This window comes from Microbacterium sp. BF1 (assembly GCF_019279095.1).
GTDB lineage: Bacteria > Actinomycetota > Actinomycetes > Actinomycetales > Microbacteriaceae > Microbacterium > Microbacterium maritypicum.
This window is the reverse complement of the sequence record NZ_JAGYWT010000004.1, coordinates 1-16,435: the sequence shown is the minus strand read 5'-3', so window position 1 is coordinate 16,435 and position 16,435 is coordinate 1. Positions and strand designations below refer to the sequence as shown.

The following is a 16,435-nucleotide window of genomic DNA, read 5'->3' as shown; positions in this document are numbered from 1 at the left end:
GTAGCCGGCCTGCGGAGCCGCAGCCGATGCCTGAGCCGGGATCCCGTCCCACACCGTGCGGTCGCCGAGCAGGCTGTTCGCTGCCCAGGGAGCGGGCTGGATGCCCGCGTTCCAACGCGACTTGTCGAACGCGTTGATACCGAGCCACACCGGCGGCAGGAAGAAGTACAGAACGACCCAGACGGCGTCCTTCTGCAGCTTCAGGCCGACCCGCCACGCGGCGATCAGGTCGATCACGCGACCGGCGATACCGATGAGCGGGAGGATCAGGAACCATCCCAGGAACGGGATGATCGAGCCGATGATACCGCCACCGATCAGGTACAGAACGAGCCAGGGACTCAGGTCACCGAGCTTGTAGAAGATCATGGTGCTGTAGACGGGCACCCAGGCGCGCCACTTGCCCTGCACTCCCGCCTTCTCGAAGATCTTCATGTAGAACCACGAGTAGAGCGCGTAGATGGCGAGTGGCAGGATCGTGTAGACCAGGATCAACGCGACCAGCGCGCCGCCTGACAGGCCGTCATAGCCGTAGTAGTCGTTCATGGTTCCCTCCAGAAAATTCATGATGCGGCATCATGCGCTGAACACACTAGCGTGTCGCGGGGTTTCCCCGCAGGTCTCTTTCGCCGTCTGGCATGTTCGGGTCGCCGCCGTTCGCGGACGAAGCGTCCCTCCTCGCACGGAAGACGACTCACTCCTCGACGACCAGCTCCAGAATGCCCGGCTGTGCGCCGTCGCGGAAGACGATCCCCCGCTTCTGCGCCCACGCGCGAAGGCCACGGACCGAGCTGACACGCGGCCGATCCTCGGCGATCACCCGCACGAGCAGGCCCTTCGACTTCTTGTTGAAGTGGTTGAGGACTCTTCCGTGTGCGGTCACGACACGGACGTACGCGGAGGAGACGGCACCTGGCACGGGCCCGAGCGCGACGTAGGCCTCGCTGCGCAGGTCGAGGACGAACGACGGGTCGGCCTCGGCGATCGCTGCGGAGGTGGCTTCGGCCCAGTGCCGGCGAAGCGCCGGGAGTCCGGGTAGTGAGGTCCCGGCGGCGAGGCGGTAGGTGGGAAGAGCGTCGAGGGCTCCGACGGGGCCCAGCGGAGCGCTGTGTATCCACACGTGCTCTCCCAGCCACCGTCGGGAGGCTGCGGAGAGGGAACGCGCATCGAGCGCATCGAACAGCACGCCCGTGTACCGGTCGATCGCCGGCATGGTGGGCGACGATCGAAGCGCCCTGTTGTGTGCGATGTCCCCCCGCTGCCGCTCGCTCAGCTTGAGCACGCGTCGTGCGGCCTCTTCATCGGCGGCGAGGTCGATCAGCGCCTCGAGGACCGCCGAGCGTCGTTCGTTGAGCGACGGAAGCACCAGCGAGTCGAGATCGAGAGGGGAACCGTCGCCACCCTCGTGTTTGGTCTCCGACGGAGGGAGCAGGATCTTCATGAAACCTCGGTGGATACAGACGCGTCCGCCTCGGAACCCGTGCGGGTGCCGAGGCGGACGCGTGAAACAGGTACTGCTAGGCGATGAGAGCCGCGTTGCCGGCAACGATCGTCAGGGTGTCGCCCTCCATGGAGAGGAACCCGTCCTGCGCGTTGGCCAGCACCTTGGTGCCATCCGACTGGGTGATGCGAACCTGGCCCTCGGCGAGGATGGCCAGCACCGGCTCGTGGCCGGTCATGAAGCCGATCTCACCCTCGACGGTCTTGGCGACCACGAGGCTCGCCTCTCCCGTCCAGACCTCCGCATCAGCGGAGACGAGGCTGACGTGTAGCGCCATGGTCAGCCGTTCTCCTTCTGGATCTTCGCCCACTGCTCTTCGACGTCGGAGATGCCACCGACGTTGAAGAAGGCCTGCTCGGCCACGTGGTCGAAGTCACCGCGGGTGATCGCGTCGAACGACTCGATGGTCTCCTTCAGCGGGACGGTCGAACCCTCGACGCCCGTGAACTTCTTGGCCATGTAGGTGTTCTGCGAGAGGAACTGCTGGATGCGACGTGCACGCGACACGACGATCTTGTCTTCCTCGGAGAGCTCATCGACACCGAGGATGGCGATGATCTCCTGCAGTTCCTTGTTCTTCTGGAGGATCTGCTTGACCGTCGTGGCGACGCGGTAGTGGTCCTCGCCCAAGTAGCGGGGGTCCATGATGCGCGACGTCGAGGTCAGCGGGTCGATGGCCGGGTACAGACCCTTCGAGGCGATCTCACGAGAGAGCTCGGTCGTCGCGTCGAGGTGGGCGAACGTGGTCGCCGGAGCCGGGTCGGTGTAGTCATCGGCGGGCACGTAGATCGCCTGCAGCGAGGTGATCGAGTGGCCGCGCGTCGAGGTGATGCGCTCCTGGAGCACACCCATCTCGTCGGCGAGGTTCGGCTGGTAACCCACCGCGGAGGGCATGCGGCCCAGCAGCGTGGAGACCTCGGAACCGGCCTGCGTGAAGCGGAAGATGTTGTCGATGAAGAGCAGCACGTCCTGCTTCTGCACGTCACGGAAGTACTCCGCCATCGTCAGAGCCGACAGGGCGACGCGCAGACGCGTTCCCGGCGGCTCGTCCATCTGGCCGAAGACGAGGGCCGTCTTGTCGAAGACGCCCGCCTCTTCCATCTCGTGGATGAGGTCGTTGCCCTCACGGGTGCGCTCACCGACACCGGCGAACACCGACACACCACCGTGGTCCTGCGCGACGCGCTGGATCATCTCCTGGATGAGGACGGTCTTGCCGACACCGGCGCCACCGAACAGACCGATCTTTCCACCCAGCACGTACGGGGTGAGGAGGTCGATCGACTTGATGCCGGTCTCGAACATCTGAGTCTTGGACTCGAGCTGGTCAAAGTTCGGCGCCTTGCGGTGGATAGGCCAGCGCTCGGTGACCTCGATGGTCTCGCCGGGCTCGAGGTTGAGCACCTCGCCGATGACGTTGAACACCTTGCCCTTGGTCACGTCGCCGACGGGGACCGAGATGGCCTCACCGGTGTCGCGGACTTCCTGGCCGCGGACGATGCCGTCGGTCGGGTTCAGGGCGATGGCGCGGACGAGGTCGTCGCCGAGGTGCTGAGCGACCTCGAGCGTGATCTCGGTGGACTCTTCGCCCATCGCGATCATGGTCTTCAGCGCGTTGTAGATGTCGGGGATCGAGTCATGAGGGAACTCGATGTCGACAACCGGACCGTTGACGCGTGCGACGCGCCCGACGACCGCGGTCGCCGGCTGGTCAGCCGGAGCGGTGAGGGTCATTTTCGTCTCTTTCCTGATGGTCTATTTGCTCGAGAGGGCGTCGGCGCCGCCGACGATCTCGGCGATCTGCTGCGTGATCTCCGCCTGGCGCGCGTTGTTGCGCAGACGTGTGTAGTCGGTGATGAGCTTGTCGGCGTTGTCGCTGGCCGACTTCATCGCCTTCTGCGTCGCCGCCTGCTTCGCGGCAGACGACTGCAGGAGAGCGTTGAAGACGCGGCTCTGGATGTACACCGGCAGGATCGCGTCGAGAACGGTCTCGGCATCCGGTTCGAACTCGTACAGCGGGTAAACGGTGTTACCGGCTTCCGACTCATCGGCTTCCGTGATCTCCAGCGGGAGCAGACGCACGGATTCGGGCGACTGCGTCATCATGCTGACGAAACGGTTGTACACGAGGTGGATCTCATCGACCCCGCCATCCTGTCCCCCGCGGGAGAAGGATTCGAGCAGCGTCGCGGAGATCTCCTCCGCGGTGTGGAACGACGGGGTGTCCGTGTCGCCGGTCCACTCCGCAGCGGCGGCGAGGCGTCGGAACTGGAAGTATCCGACGGCCTTACGACCGATGAGGTAGAAGACCGGCTCCTTGCCCTGCTCGCGCAGGAGCTCTGCGACCTCGAGACCCTCACGGAGGATCTGCGAGTTGAAGGCTCCGGCGAGACCGCGGTCCGAGGAGAAGATCACGACCGCGGAGCGGGTGATGTTCTCGGACTCGCGGGTCAGCGGGTGATCCACGTTCGAGTACGTCGCGACGGCCGACACGGCCCTCGTCACGGCACGCGCGAAGGGTGTGGACGCTTTGACGCGTGCCATCGCCTTCTGAATGCGCGAAGCCGCGATGAGTTCCATCGCCTTCGTGATCTTCTTGGTCGTCTGAGCAGAAGAGATCTTCTGCTTGTAGACCCTGAGTTGAGCGCCCATATGTCAGTACCTCACGCGGTTACGCGCGACGACCCTTGACGATCTTCTCCTGGTTGACGTCCTCAGCCTCGGCTGCAGCGTGCTCCTCGTGGCCCGGGGCGCCGATGGCGTGTCCCTTGCCACCCTGGAACTCCAGGATGAAGGCATCCGTCTGCTTCTCGAGCTCTGCGACCGTGGCGTCATCGAGGACGTTGGTGTCGCGAAGCGTCTCGAGAACCTTGGTGTTGCGACGCAGGTAGTCCAGGAGCTCGCGCTCGAAGCGCAGGACGTCCGAGACCTCGATCGAGTCGAGCTTGCCGTTGGTGCCGGCCCAGATCGAGACGACCTGCTCCTCGACGGGGTACGGCGAGTACTGCGGCTGCTTGAGCAGCTCGGTCAGACGCGCACCACGGGAGAGCTGACGACGCGAAGCCGCGTCGAGGTCGGACGCGAACATCGCGAAAGCCTCGAGGGAGCGGTACTGCGCGAGCTCAAGCTTCAACGTTCCGGAGACCTTCTTGATCGACTTGACCTGAGCGTCACCGCCGACTCGCGAGACCGAGATACCCACGTCGACCGCGGGACGCTGGTTCGCGTTGAAGAGGTCGGACTGCAGGAAGATCTGGCCGTCGGTGATCGAGATCACGTTGGTCGGGATGTAGGCCGAGACGTCGTTCGCCTTGGTCTCGATGATCGGGAGACCCGTCATGGAACCAGCGCCGAGCTCGTCGGACAGCTTCGCGCAACGCTCGAGCAGACGCGAGTGCAGGTAGAAGACGTCACCCGGGTAGGCCTCGCGGCCCGGCGGGCGGCGCAGGAGGAGCGACACGGCGCGGTAGGCCTCAGCCTGCTTCGACAGGTCGTCGAAGATGATGAGGACGTGCTTGCCTCCGTACATCCAGTGCTGGCCGATGGCAGAACCCGTGTAGGGAGCCAGGTACTTGAAGCCAGCGGGGTCGGATGCGGGAGCGGCCACGATCGTGGTGTACTCCAGCGCACCGGCCTCTTCGAGGGCGCCCTTCACCGAAGCGATGGTCGAGCCCTTCTGACCGATCGCGACGTAGATGCAGCGAACCTGCTTGTTGACGTCGCCCGACTCCCAGTTGGCCTTCTGGTTGATGATCGTGTCGATCGCGATGGCCGTCTTACCGGTCTGGCGGTCGCCGATGATCAGCTGACGCTGGCCACGACCGACGGGGATCATCGCGTCGATGGCCTTGATGCCGGTCTGCATCGGCTCGTGCACCGACTTGCGCTGCATGACGCCGGGCGCCTGGAGCTCGAGGGCGCGGACGCTCTCGGTCTCGATCGCGCCGAGTCCGTCGATCGGGTTGCCGAGCGGGTCGACCACACGGCCGAGGTAGCCGTCGCCGACCGGAACCGAGAGGACCTCGCCGGTGCGGGTGACTTCCTGACCGGCCTCGACACCGGTGAACTCGCCGAGGACGACGACACCGATCTCGTGCTCGTTCAGGCTCTGTGCGAGACCCTTGGTGCCGTCGGCGAAGATGACGAGCTCGTTCGCCATGACGCCGGGCAGTCCCTCGACGTGCGCGATGCCGTCGGCCGCGTCGATGACGGTGCCGACCTCGGTCGCCCTGGCCCCGGAGGGCTCGTATGCTGCGGCGAAGTCCTTCAGCGCGTCACGGATGACGTCGGGGCTGATCGATAGTTCTGCCATTGTCTTCCCTTTGTATCTGGGTGCGCGGTTCCCCGCGCGAAGTCGTGTTAGCCCGCGAGCTTCTGGCGAAGGTCGGCGAGTCGTGCGGAGATGCTGCCGTCGATGACGTCATCGGCGATCTGCACGCGCAGGCCTCCGACGACGGCAGGGTCGATGACGACGTTGAGCGATACCTGACCGTCGTAGCGACGCGAGAGCGAGTCGCTGAGACGGGCGCGCTGCGCGTCCGTGAGGGCGGTCGCAGTGTGCACCGTGGCGACCACTCGACCGCGCTGGCTCGAGACGACGCTCATCGCCCGGTTCAGCAGCCGTCGGACTCGACGCCCGCGCGGCTCGCGCACGAGCGACGTGATGATCAGCGTCGTCGCGGAGCCGGTGGAGCCTTCGGCCAGGAGACGCTCGACGAGCGCACTCTTGGCGTCTTCTCCGCCGACGCGGCTACCCAGAGCGAGTTCGAGCTCGGGGTTGGCCGCGATCACCCGGGAGAAGCCGAAGAGCTCCCCCTCGATATCCGTTCCGGGCTCGGCGATCGCTGCCGCGCGGATCGCAAGCTCCTCGATACCGTCGACGAGCTCGCCCGCGTTGGACCAGCGTTCTGCGACGACGGTCTTCAGGACGCCCTGGGCACCTGCGGAGAACCCGCGGAACACCGCGGCGACGACATTCTGTCGTGCCGCGGCGGGAGCGGAAGGATCAGCAAGCGCGCCGCTCAGCTGGGACGATGCACTCACGGCATGCGCGGCAGCGAACAGCTCCCGTGCGGTGTCGAGAGTGACGTCCTTCGCTGCGGCAAGCGTCTTGATGGATGCCGCGAGTGCCTGAGTGGTCGCGCTGCCCATTACTGAGCCGCCTTCTCGGATGCCTCGAGCTCGGCGAGGAAGCGATCGACGACAGCCGTCGCACGCGCGTCGTCGGAGAGCGTCTCGCCGACCACGCCACCGGCGAGGTCGATCGCGAGGGTTCCGACCTCGCTACGCAGCGAGACGAGAGCGGCCTGACGCTCCGCTTCGATCTGCGTGTGCGCGGTGGCGATGATGCGTGCGGCCTCGGTGGTCGCAGACTCCTTCGCCTCGGCGACGATCTTCTTACCGTCCTCACGGGCGGCTTCGCGGATCTCACCGGCCTCGGTGCGCGCCTCAGCGAGCTGACGCGTGTACTCCTCGAGTGCCGCCTCCGCCTGCTTCTGCGCCTCGTCGGCCTTGGCGATGTTGCCCTCGATGGCGGCGGACCGCTCGTCGAGCATCTTCGTCAGACGGGGAAGGGCGACCTTCCAGACGACGACGAGGATGACGATGAACCAGAGGCCCGACCAGATGATGTCGTACCACGCAGGAATGAGGGGGTTGTTCGGCTCACCCTCTGCTGCGAGGTTCGTGACAAGAGCGTTCAGCATCCTGTCTCCTTCAGAAGTCGGTGAGGATTACGGGAAGGGGATGAATGCGACGGCGATGCCGACGAACGCAAGTGCCTCGGTGAAGGCGATACCGATCCACATGAGGACCTGGAGACGACCGGCCAGCTCGGGCTGACGAGCGACACCCTCGATGGTCTTGCCGACGACGATGCCGACGCCGATAGCCGGGCCGATGGCTGCGAGGCCGTAGCCGACCGCTCCGAGGTGACCGTTGATTTCAGCGAGAACCGTAGTAGCGTCCACGGGTTTTTCCTTTCGTTGGGTGGGAAGGCTGATGCCTGCCCGCTCAGTGCTCTTCTGCGACCGCGAGCTGGATGTAGACCGCGGTGAGGACGGTGAAGACGTATGCCTGGAGGACGGCGACCAGCATCTCGAAGAGAGTGAAGGCGCCACCGAAGGCGAGGGTTCCGACACCGAGTGCGGCCCAGCCGCCACCTGCGGTGAAGAAGAAGAACTGGGTCGCGGAGAACGCGAGGACCAGGATCATGTGCCCCACGACGAGGTTCATGAGAAGACGCAGCGTCAGCGTGACGGGGCGCAGGATGAACGTCGAGATGAGCTCGATGATCGCGACGATCGGCATCGCGGCGACCGGCACGCCCTGCGGGAACAGGGAGTTCTTGAAGAACTTGAAGCCGTGTCGCTTGATACCGGCGTAGATGAAGGTCACGTAGCTGACGACGGCCAGCGTGAGCGGCACCGCGACGATCGCCGTTCCCGGCATGTTCAGGAACGGGATGATGCCCGTGATGTTCATGAACAGGACCATGAAGAAGATCGTGGTCAGGATCGGCAGGAAGCGGTCACCGTCCTTGCGACCGAGCATGTCGTGGGCGACGTTGGTCCGGACGAAGCCGAGCCCCATCTCCACGAGGCTCTGGAAGCGGCCGGGGACGACCTTCATACGGCGAGTGCCGAGCCAGAGGATCAGAACCACGGCGATCACCGCGAGCAACTGAACCAGGTGGATCCGGTTGACGGGGATGGGGCCTACGTGGAAGAGGATCTCCGGAAAGAAATCGTCGATCGAAGGGCCGTGGAACTCGCCGTCGGAGGCGAGTCGGGGGGTCAGGGTCGCAGCAAGATTAAACAGCGCGGGCTCCAGCTTCGGGGCACCGGTCTAAACCGGGGCGACGATGGTCGGTGTGCTACACAGCGCAAGCGCTCGCGGGCGAGCGGCGGGCACGTATCAACAGTATCAGAATCTGAGGGTCTCCTAAGACCGCTGGCCACCCTCGACGGGTCCGTCTCCGATGTGATTCGCCGAGCCGGGCGCACGGTCTTCGGGAACCTCCGTCGGGAGGTTCGTGTCGCTGACGTTGGGCAGCCGCATGCTCGTGAGGACGATGACGTCGATGGCGAGCGACATCAGCACGCCGGCCACGATCGACAGGAAGAACACCATCGGCTGCAGCCACGGCTGACCGGCGAGCATGATCATCGCGACGACGAAGAGCCCGAGCTTGAGCAGCCAGCCGCCCAGGACGATGGCGAAGAACAACTGCACGTAGATCGGGTCGCCGTACCAGCGGTTCGCGATCAGGATGCTGATGCCGGTGATCGCCAGGAAGACGGCGGCCAGGAGCACGCCGAGCAGACCGCTGACGAGCCCCTCCCCCTGAGCGACGAGGTAGCCGATGCCCCCGGCGATGATCGCGAGCACGACGGTGGCGACCGCCGACCAGATGAGGGTGCGACGCAGGATCGGCGTGCTGGAAACAGGACTCGGGCTCATCAGGACTCCACGGGTGTCGGATCGGGTTCGGTGCCCGCTGCGCTCTTCCTGCGGCGGGTGGGACTCAGCGTGACGACGAGGCAGGCGGCGATGCCCACGATGCCGAAGCCGACACCCGGCAGGTACTGGCCGGGCCAGTCCTCTCGGGCACCGACGTACATGAGCAGGACGGCGAGGGAGACCACGGCCGTCCAGGCGTAGAAGATGAGCACGGCGTCACGGTCGCGGTGGCCCAGATCGAGCATGCGGTGATGCAGGTGCTTCCGGTCGGGCGAGAACGGCGATCGTCCCGCGCTCATGCGTCGGAGCACGGCGAGTCCGAAGTCCAGCAGCGGCAGCAGGACCACCAGCAGCGGGAGCAGGATCGGTAGGAAGGCTCCGACCAGCTGGGAACGCCCGAGCCGCTCGGGGTCGAGGGCGGACGGATCCATCTGCCCGGTGATCGCGATCGCCGATGTGGCCATCAGGAGGCCGATCACCAGTGCACCGGAGTCGCCCATGAAGATCTTCGCGGGGCTCCAGTTCAGCGGCAGGAAGCCGAGGCAGGCTCCGATGAGGACGGCGGCGATGAAGGTCGAGAGGTTGAAGTAGCTGGAGGCGCCGGAGTCGCGCGTGAAGATGTAGGAGTAGGCGAAGAACACGCCGTTCGAGATGAGACACACACCGGCGACGAGCCCGTCGAGTCCGTCGATGAAGTTCACCGCATTCATCACGATGACGATCGCGAACATCGTGATCGTGATGCTCAGCCAGCTCGACACCACGATGAGGTCACCGAACGGCAGAGACAGGATCTGCAGTCCCCCACCGACCGTGATGACGCCGGCAGCGAGGAACTGCGCGCCGAGCTTGATCATCCAGTCGATGTCCCAGAGGTCGTCGACGACCCCGATGATCGCGATCAGCAGGGACGCGCCGAGGATCGACCACATGGTCTGCGGCGGCACCCAGATGCTCTGGAAGAACGGGTTCACCGCGGAGAAGCCGAACGCCGCGGCGATGGCGAGGAAGATCGCGACGCCGCCCAGTCGTGGCTTGGGGGTGGTGTGCACGTCCCGGTCGCGGATGGCGGGGTACAGCTTGAACCGGAGGCTCAGCTTCCACACCGCCCAGGTCAGCGCGAACGTGATCGCGGCGGTGAGGATGATCGTGAAGAGGTACTGCTTCACGAATCCCTGTCCTGCTCCTGCGCGTGCTCAGGGTCATGCTCGTGTCCGGCGTGGTCCTCGGGCTCGAGGAGGTCGCCGAGGACTTCCTGGAGCTGTTCCCTGGTCACGGCGCCGTCACGGAGGATGCGTACGGTCCCGGGTTCGGAATCCGCGCCGCGGCGCACCAGCGAGGTGGCATCCACGATGGTGGACGCGATGCCGTCCTTGCTCAGGCCGTCTGCGAGATAGACCGCGACGCTGTCACCCAGCATCGGCGACGAGGATGGACCGATCCTCGCCCCGAGGCGACGCATTGCTCATGGAATCAGTATGCCCCGCTGGGCTGCACCATGACTTTGGCGGTACGCCACATGATCTGCAGGTCGTTCATCACGGACCAGTTCTCGACGTATCGCAGGTCGAGGCGCACGCTCTCGTCCCAGGAGAGGTCGCTTCGTCCGGAGACCTGCCACAGGCCGGTGATCCCGGGCTTGATGTACAGGCGACGGAAGACGGTGCCGTCGTAGGCGGTGACTTCGCTCGGCAGCGGCGGTCGAGGACCGACCACGCTCATATCGCCGATGAGCACGTTCCAGAACTGCGGCAGCTCGTCGAGTGAGAGCTTGCGCAGCACCTTGCCGACACGGGTGACGCGAGGGTCGTCCTTCATCTTGAAGAGGAGACCTGCGCCCTCGTTCTGCTCCTTGAGCATGGCGAGCTGCTTCTCGGCGTCGGTCTTCATCGAACGGAACTTGACCATCTTGAAGCGGCGGCCGTCACGGCCGACGCGCTCCTGGAAGAAGAAGACGGGACCGGGCGAGTCCATCTTGATGAGCAGCGCCAGCACGGGCGCCACGAGGCCGATCGGGATCAGCGCCACCGTGGCGACGGCGATGTCGAGCGCGCGCTTGAGGAGGTGCCGCCCGCCCTCGTAGGTCGGGATCTGCACCTGGATGAGGGGCAGGCCCTCGACCGGCGCGAAGGAGATGCGCGGCCCGGCGACATCCGTCAGTCGGCTCGACAGCACGAGCTCGGCAGCCGTCCCCTCGAGCTGCCAGCTCAGCTGCTTCACGAATTCCGGCTCGCCCTCGGGACGGCTCGCCACGATGATCGTGTCGGCGCCGACCTCGGCCGCGATCGACGACACGGAGTTCACGTTCCCCAGAACCGGGAACCTCGTGTCGTCGATCACGATGTCGCGGGCATTGCCGTCGAGGAGCGTCGCGCCGACCACCTGGTAGCCGGAAGCGCCGATCGGGTGCAGCGTCCGGACCACGTACTCCACGTCGTCCCTGTTGCCGACGACGAGAGTACGGGAGGCGAACCTCCCCTGGGAGCGCTGCGTCTGCAGCCAATGCCGCCACATCCACCGGGTCACCAGAAGTGTCAGCACACCGAGAGGCAGCCCCAGCAGCAGCATCAGTTGCATCGACTTCCATGCGAGCAGCACCGCCACGATGGCGATGATCCCGAAGGCGAGTCCGCTGGCGTGCACGACGCCGCGGTACTCGGTGGCGCTCGCGCGGAACAACGCGGCGTCCCGCGTGTGCAGCGCGCTGAGCATGAGGTACCACAGCGCGGCGAGGGGGATGCCGTCGCGGAGGACCTCGAACCCGCTGACGCCGGTGGCCAGCTGGACCGCCGCCGTCAGACCGACGGCGAACAGGATGACAGCCGCATCCGTGGTCCGCAGCCGCATCCGATAGCGGCGCTCCCACTGACGGCGCCGTTCCAAGGTCGCCGAAGCGCGCGGTGTGACCACCGTGCGCGTCACCGACTTGGTGGCTCGCGGAGCGGCGACCGGCACGAACGCCGTACGAGTGATGCTCAGGGCATCCTCGACGGAAGTCATGCCGAGGCCCCTTGAGCCGTGAATGTACGCAGATATCCCCAGTGCGACATTTTTGTGATTCCCCAGATTCCCCAGACCATGAACCCCACGTTCACGGCGTCGTCTGCGTCCCGACCCCTCGGGTCCTGCTGAAACCCTTCGTGATTCCCACATCACGGAGTGCGATCACACCGTCCCAAACGATGATCGCTGACAGCAGGCACTGCAGACCTTGACCACTGTAGCGGAACATCGCCGCCACGGGAAGGTAAATCTGATGAATGGACGAAAGAAGGTTGCGAGGAGCTCTTGAGCCGGGGCTATTCTGTCGCGGTGACCGTGTGCCGCCCTTCGGAGTGGCTTCGGGCGGTCGAGTTCGCGCTTGCATTGCCCTCCGTCGAGGCCCTCAGACGCCGTCTGCGTGTGGCGGGTGCGCCGACCGTACTCAAGGCGTCGCGCGAGTGGGCGTCTGCAGCGGACCGCCGCACGGGCCGTGACGTGGCCATCTCCCACAAGACCGTGGCGCAGCGTATCGGCTACGCGGAATCGACGGTGAAGCGCGTGATGCGCTTCCTCACCGCGTAGGGCTTGTAGTGGAGGTCGCCCGTGGTGCCAACAGGCTCACGCTCGAGCAGCTCGCCGAAGCCCGTCAGCTGGGCGGGGTGCAGCAGCGCACAGTGGCATCCACGCGAGCCCTTACGATCCCTCGTTCTGTGGACGGCACCCCCCTACCCACCCAACCCACAACTAACGAAACATCCCCGGTTAAGAGATCCCTGCCAAGACGCGCAAGCGCGCACAGGGCCGGCGCTCCGCGCCGATCAGCTTTGAATCCAGTGTTCGATTTGGCCGATTCCCAGCCACGGTGGACGCCCGAAGTCCAAGATTTCGCGGCGAGACTCGTACACGAACGCCCACGTCTGCTTTGGACGCCCCGCAGCGCACCTCGTCGAGTCGTCTTCCAGACCCCAGACGGAAGAACCGACCTGCAGTGGGTCGGCGGCCGCCATATCGGGCAAATCTGCGATGCGGTCGCGAGGCTACGCCTCGTCGAGCGCGGGTGGTCGGTTGCAAAGGTTCTCGAATTAGTGGCGATCGAGCCGACCTGATCAAGTAGCACTCTCGTATCGAACTGATATCAGATCGATTTCACGTCGACGCAGCAACGTCGGCGGTCCGCTCGATCATGGGGGAGTGGGAACGAACAAGCGCTATCCGCACCTCGGAAGCCAGCTGGCCGAAGAACGCGAGTTGCGTGAAGCTCGCAAGCGGGGAGCACTGCACTCACTCAGCGCGGACCAGTTGCGGCTGCAGTCGCAGGTCGTGACCGTGGTGCCCGAACGGATGCAGGTGTGGGGATTGACATGGCTTCGCTTTGGCGATGTCGACGTCAGATCGACTGTCCTCGTGAAGCGCTGGACATCAGATGCGGTCGGAGTCGAGGTCGACGTCGACGGCGAGAAGCTGCGGTGCTGGGTGTGGCAGGGAGCGTGCCAGCGTTTACAGAACCGCGTGGATGGGTGGCGATAGAGCGCGCTTACGCGCGAGCTTTGCGACGGTTGGAGCGGTACGAGCTCAGCGCGCCGAGGCCCACTCCGATCAGCCCGCCAGCTCCGAAGGTCCAGGCCGTGAAAGGAAGCTCCTGACCCACAGGCAGCGTCGCCACGAGGTATGCCCCGAGGATCACGCCTAGAGCGTTGAATCCCGCGCCGAATGCAACCGCTCGCCCCGGTGTCTCGCGCGGGGACGAGGTGGCGCACATGGCGTGAGTGAGCATCCACAGCGCGACGATCGCGGCGATCAGCGAGAGAAACTCCAGGATCGAATCAACCATGCCCCAGAGGGTACAGGGCGGTGCCGACGTCGCCTACTGATCGGTTCGGCGCAGGGGTTCAACCTCAGCGACGGGGATCTCCGGACGCGCGCGGACAAGCCTCACAGCGTGCCGGAACGAATCGCCCGTCATCGCCACGTCGGCCGAGATCTCGACCACCAACGGCTGCACGAGCGTGAGCTACACCCGCTCGCGGCCACTGCGATTGAAACGGTCGACCGTGCCCGGTTTCACTCCAGCCGGCCACGGGTGCGGGCCTTCCGGTTTCCGCAGCAGATGACCGAGTGCGCGAGACGCGGCAGCGGAGAGCGGCGACGAGCGCCCGACGATCCGCAGCGCCCCGTCGACCGGAAGCCCAACCACCAGCTCCTGCGGTCGCTCACGGGCGCCGGTGACCGCGGCGCACACGACGTCGAGCGTGTTCCGCTGCTTCACCTTGATCCACGTCCTATCGCCCCCCACGTAGGGCTGCGCCCCGCCCTTGACCACCAGTCCCTCGATGCCGGATGCCGTCAGCGCCTCGAACCACTGCGCGGCTTCTGCGACGTCACGAGTGACGGGGGAGAGGTTCAGCGGCGGAGACCAGGACAGCGCCAGCTCCTGCAGGAGCGCCCGCCGGTCATCCAGTCGGAGGCCCCGTGCATCGCGATCAGCGATCGCCAACACGTCGAAGGCCACATAGGACGCGGGACGCTCCCTGGCCATTCGAGCGACCCGTGCAGGGCCGGAGCCGATTCACTCAGAAGCGCATCGAAGTCCAACCGGTCGTCCTGTCACACCACGGCCTCGCCGTCGAGGACTACGCCTCGCGGCAGCTGCGCCTCGAGGGCGGCTACCAGCTCGGGGAAGCTGCGCGTGAGGTTCTTGCCCTGTCGAGACCACAGCGTCACGTCGTCATCGACGACGGCCAGCAATCTGAAGCCGTCCCACTTGGGTTCGTACCTCGAGCCACCGGGGAGGCCGTCTGAGGCCGGGATCGACGACGCCGGTCGAGCCAGCGCCACGCCCAGTGGCGGGCGCAGCTCGACCGGCAGGGCCATGCTCTAGCCCTTCACGTCGCGCGGATCGTTGCCGTAGGAGTTGCGCTCGGCAATCTGCCCGTTCTCGTTCTTGATGATGTGCTCGACCTTGCGAGCACGCGCCAGCTCGCGCCCAGCCTCCACGGCCTCCGCTTTCGTCCGGTGACTTCCACCCGTGTTCCCGGACTCGCCGGTCACCCGGTTGAACCAGGCACCGTCCTGCGGGAACGTCTCAACATCTCCGGTGGGCATATCGACTCCGATCTGTCTGATGTGGAGCTGCCATCGTCCGCCCGCGCCCGAATTGCTGCCACCCCCTTGCGCGACACAAGAAGGTGCTCAAGATCCGGAGCACGTCGGACTGAGCGCGGCGATGCGGGAACTGTGTGCGGTGAGCGAGCCCGGATCAGCGCGTGAGGAAGAGCCGATTGCTGCGACGAGCACGAAGAACACTCTTCTGTGCGTCGCGCTTGGCCTCGTTGACGATCCGCTCGCGCACGGCAGGATCAGACAGATCCCGTAGGCCAGAGGCGCGCGGGACGATTTCAACCTTGCCCGGGTCAGCGATCGTCATGCGGCCAGTGTACGCGCTAGTTCTGACATTTAGGCAGAGGGCGCTGCTGCTCGGCCAGGCGATCTGCGGTGCTTCTCTGCGAAGATCATTGCAAGTATCCCGGCAACGAGCCGAAGATCGTTCTCATCGTCCTCGGTCAGTGAATCGGTCTCGGGCGCGTCGACAGTGAGCAGGCCATACCCGACGGTTGGCGACGCGATGGGCGTAGTGATGAAGGTGTTGTACCCATCCCCGGAGCCGGCCCACTGCTCTGGGGCTTTTGAGATGTCGTCCACGAACAGCGATTCCCCGGCTCGGAGGGTCGCGAACGCTTTGTCGCCGCGGTCGGTGCCTCGGATGAAAGGTTGCGGGGCGGCGCGATGGTTGCCCGCAGCCCAGTCGACGACTTCCATGCGACTATCGTCATCGCTGACTTGATAGACGACGGCACGCACTCCCACGATGTCGGCGTGTAGAAGCCAGGCGATTGCGCTTACCGCCTGCTTGACCAGGCGGCCGAAGTCTGCAGCGCGGTCGGCTTTTCCTTTGTCGGGCATATCCGCAACGTTCCGGACCAGCTCGGTGAACACATCCGCGAACTGACTGTGGTCGGCGGCGAGTTGCTCGAGGTCGGCGGTCGCAGCGGCCTCGAGCGCAGCCTTTGCCTGCGCGGCAGACGTGGCTTTGACTGATTCCTCATGACGTAACCAAACATCTCGGGAGTGCGCCGTCAATCCGGCTGCGAGAAGGAGGATCGCCGTCGGGATGAGGATCAACGGGTTGAGGCCCACCAGCGTGCCGAGCAGGGTGCTGGCCCCGGCGAGGACCGGAGCGACCGGCCGGCGCACGCGTTTGCCGAGCGCGAGCGTCGCACGGTGCCACCGTCCGTCCGAGGCTTCCTGAGTCAGCCGGCCAGCGTATCGGCCGCCGCGTCCGATTCACCCTCGCGCGGGTCGAGTCTCTAGGGCGTGTCTCCCATATCGCTGGTGAGGCTCACGGCAGTCTTGTTGTGTGAGGTCTGATTCGCGGTTGAGGGTGTTCACGGACGAGCAATGGAAGCGGATCGAGCCGTTGCTGCCCTCGAACGA

General features: G+C 65.5%; 22 protein-coding genes. 2 read left to right on the top strand and 20 right to left on the bottom strand.

Annotated elements, in window-relative coordinates; all coding sequences use genetic code 11:
* The 14 genes from KZA10_RS00370 to KZA10_RS00305 all read right to left on the bottom strand — a co-directional run.
* Positions 1–567 (bottom strand): DUF5684 domain-containing protein (locus tag KZA10_RS00370; protein WP_218681889.1); only part of this gene is annotated, 567 nt, incomplete at its 3' end.
* Between the two features lie 127 nt (positions 568–694).
* On the bottom strand, positions 695–1,441 hold the full coding sequence (locus KZA10_RS00365; protein WP_218681888.1) for a YaaA family protein: 747 nt from the start codon (positions 1,439–1,441) through the stop codon (positions 695–697).
* 76 nt (positions 1,442–1,517) lie between these two features.
* Positions 1,518–1,778, bottom strand: a complete 261-nt coding sequence (locus KZA10_RS00360) for a F0F1 ATP synthase subunit epsilon (protein WP_017830988.1) — start codon at positions 1,776–1,778, stop codon at positions 1,518–1,520.
* Between the two features lie 2 nt (positions 1,779–1,780).
* Entirely contained in the window at positions 1,781–3,235 is a 1,455-nt protein-coding gene (gene atpD, locus KZA10_RS00355; RefSeq protein WP_141386402.1) for a F0F1 ATP synthase subunit beta, read from the bottom strand.
* 21 nt (positions 3,236–3,256) lie between these two features.
* The gene (locus tag KZA10_RS00350; protein WP_218681887.1) at positions 3,257–4,153 is read right to left on the bottom strand and encodes a F0F1 ATP synthase subunit gamma; all 897 of its coding nucleotides are present in this window, start codon (positions 4,151–4,153) and stop codon (positions 3,257–3,259) included.
* Between the two features lie 19 nt (positions 4,154–4,172).
* Entirely contained in the window at positions 4,173–5,813 is a 1,641-nt protein-coding gene (gene atpA, locus KZA10_RS00345) for a F0F1 ATP synthase subunit alpha (protein WP_218681886.1), read from the bottom strand.
* 47 nt (positions 5,814–5,860) lie between these two features.
* Positions 5,861–6,652, bottom strand: a complete 792-nt coding sequence (locus tag KZA10_RS00340; protein ID WP_218681885.1) for a F0F1 ATP synthase subunit delta — start codon at positions 6,650–6,652, stop codon at positions 5,861–5,863.
* Positions 6,652–7,206, bottom strand: a complete 555-nt coding sequence (locus tag KZA10_RS00335; RefSeq protein WP_141386405.1) for a F0F1 ATP synthase subunit B — start codon at positions 7,204–7,206, stop codon at positions 6,652–6,654. The genes KZA10_RS00340 and KZA10_RS00335 overlap by 1 nt, the downstream gene beginning before the upstream one ends.
* Positions 7,207–7,233: 27 nt before the next feature.
* Entirely contained in the window at positions 7,234–7,470 is a 237-nt protein-coding gene (gene atpE / locus KZA10_RS00330; RefSeq protein WP_017830994.1) for an ATP synthase F0 subunit C, read from the bottom strand.
* A gap of 43 nt (positions 7,471–7,513) precedes the next feature.
* Complete coding sequence (atpB, locus tag KZA10_RS00325) at positions 7,514–8,182, bottom strand: F0F1 ATP synthase subunit A (protein ID WP_017830995.1); 669 nt, start codon at positions 8,180–8,182, stop codon at positions 7,514–7,516.
* A gap of 261 nt (positions 8,183–8,443) precedes the next feature.
* Complete coding sequence (locus KZA10_RS00320; protein WP_017830996.1) at positions 8,444–8,962, bottom strand: hypothetical protein; 519 nt, start codon at positions 8,960–8,962, stop codon at positions 8,444–8,446.
* Positions 8,962–10,131 (bottom strand): MraY family glycosyltransferase, encoded by a 1,170-nt coding sequence (locus KZA10_RS00315; protein ID WP_141386406.1) that lies wholly within the window; start codon positions 10,129–10,131, stop codon positions 8,962–8,964. The genes KZA10_RS00320 and KZA10_RS00315 overlap by 1 nt, the downstream gene beginning before the upstream one ends.
* Entirely contained in the window at positions 10,128–10,382 is a 255-nt protein-coding gene (locus KZA10_RS00310; protein WP_306300772.1) for a hypothetical protein, read from the bottom strand. Before KZA10_RS00310 ends, KZA10_RS00315 begins: the two co-directional genes overlap by 4 nt.
* 53 nt (positions 10,383–10,435) lie before the next feature.
* The gene (locus KZA10_RS00305) at positions 10,436–11,962 is read right to left on the bottom strand and encodes a sugar transferase (RefSeq protein ID WP_218681884.1); all 1,527 of its coding nucleotides are present in this window, start codon (positions 11,960–11,962) and stop codon (positions 10,436–10,438) included.
* Between the two features lie 312 nt (positions 11,963–12,274).
* On the opposite strand from KZA10_RS00305, the gene KZA10_RS00300 reads away from it, so the two are divergent.
* Positions 12,275–12,526 (top strand): hypothetical protein, encoded by a 252-nt coding sequence (locus KZA10_RS00300; RefSeq protein ID WP_218681883.1) that lies wholly within the window; start codon positions 12,275–12,277, stop codon positions 12,524–12,526.
* Positions 12,527–13,135: 609 nt separating this feature from the next.
* Positions 13,136–13,471, top strand: coding sequence for a hypothetical protein (locus tag KZA10_RS00295; protein ID WP_218681882.1), 336 nt, complete (start codon positions 13,136–13,138; stop codon positions 13,469–13,471).
* Positions 13,472–13,478: 7 nt separating this feature from the next.
* On the opposite strand, the gene KZA10_RS00290 is transcribed toward KZA10_RS00295, so the two are convergent.
* The 6 genes from KZA10_RS00290 to KZA10_RS00270 form a co-directional block, all read right to left on the bottom strand.
* The gene (locus KZA10_RS00290; protein WP_141388392.1) at positions 13,479–13,775 is read right to left on the bottom strand and encodes a hypothetical protein; all 297 of its coding nucleotides are present in this window, start codon (positions 13,773–13,775) and stop codon (positions 13,479–13,481) included.
* A 180-nt stretch (positions 13,776–13,955) separates the two neighbouring features.
* On the bottom strand, positions 13,956–14,480 hold the full coding sequence (locus KZA10_RS17565) for a hypothetical protein (RefSeq protein WP_256934186.1): 525 nt from the start codon (positions 14,478–14,480) through the stop codon (positions 13,956–13,958).
* Between the two features lie 68 nt (positions 14,481–14,548).
* Positions 14,549–14,815 (bottom strand): hypothetical protein, encoded by a 267-nt coding sequence (locus tag KZA10_RS17560; protein WP_256934185.1) that lies wholly within the window; start codon positions 14,813–14,815, stop codon positions 14,549–14,551.
* A gap of 3 nt (positions 14,816–14,818) precedes the next feature.
* Complete coding sequence (locus KZA10_RS00280; RefSeq protein ID WP_218681881.1) at positions 14,819–15,046, bottom strand: DUF2188 domain-containing protein; 228 nt, start codon at positions 15,044–15,046, stop codon at positions 14,819–14,821.
* 154 nt (positions 15,047–15,200) lie between these two features.
* Positions 15,201–15,368 carry a hypothetical protein gene (locus KZA10_RS00275; RefSeq protein WP_218681880.1) on the bottom strand — a complete coding sequence of 56 codons (168 nt, stop codon included), beginning with the start codon at positions 15,366–15,368 and terminating at the stop codon, positions 15,201–15,203.
* A 29-nt stretch (positions 15,369–15,397) separates the two neighbouring features.
* The gene (locus KZA10_RS00270) at positions 15,398–16,195 is read right to left on the bottom strand and encodes a GAF domain-containing protein (RefSeq protein ID WP_218681879.1); all 798 of its coding nucleotides are present in this window, start codon (positions 16,193–16,195) and stop codon (positions 15,398–15,400) included.
* Positions 16,196–16,435: the final 240 nt, after the last annotated feature.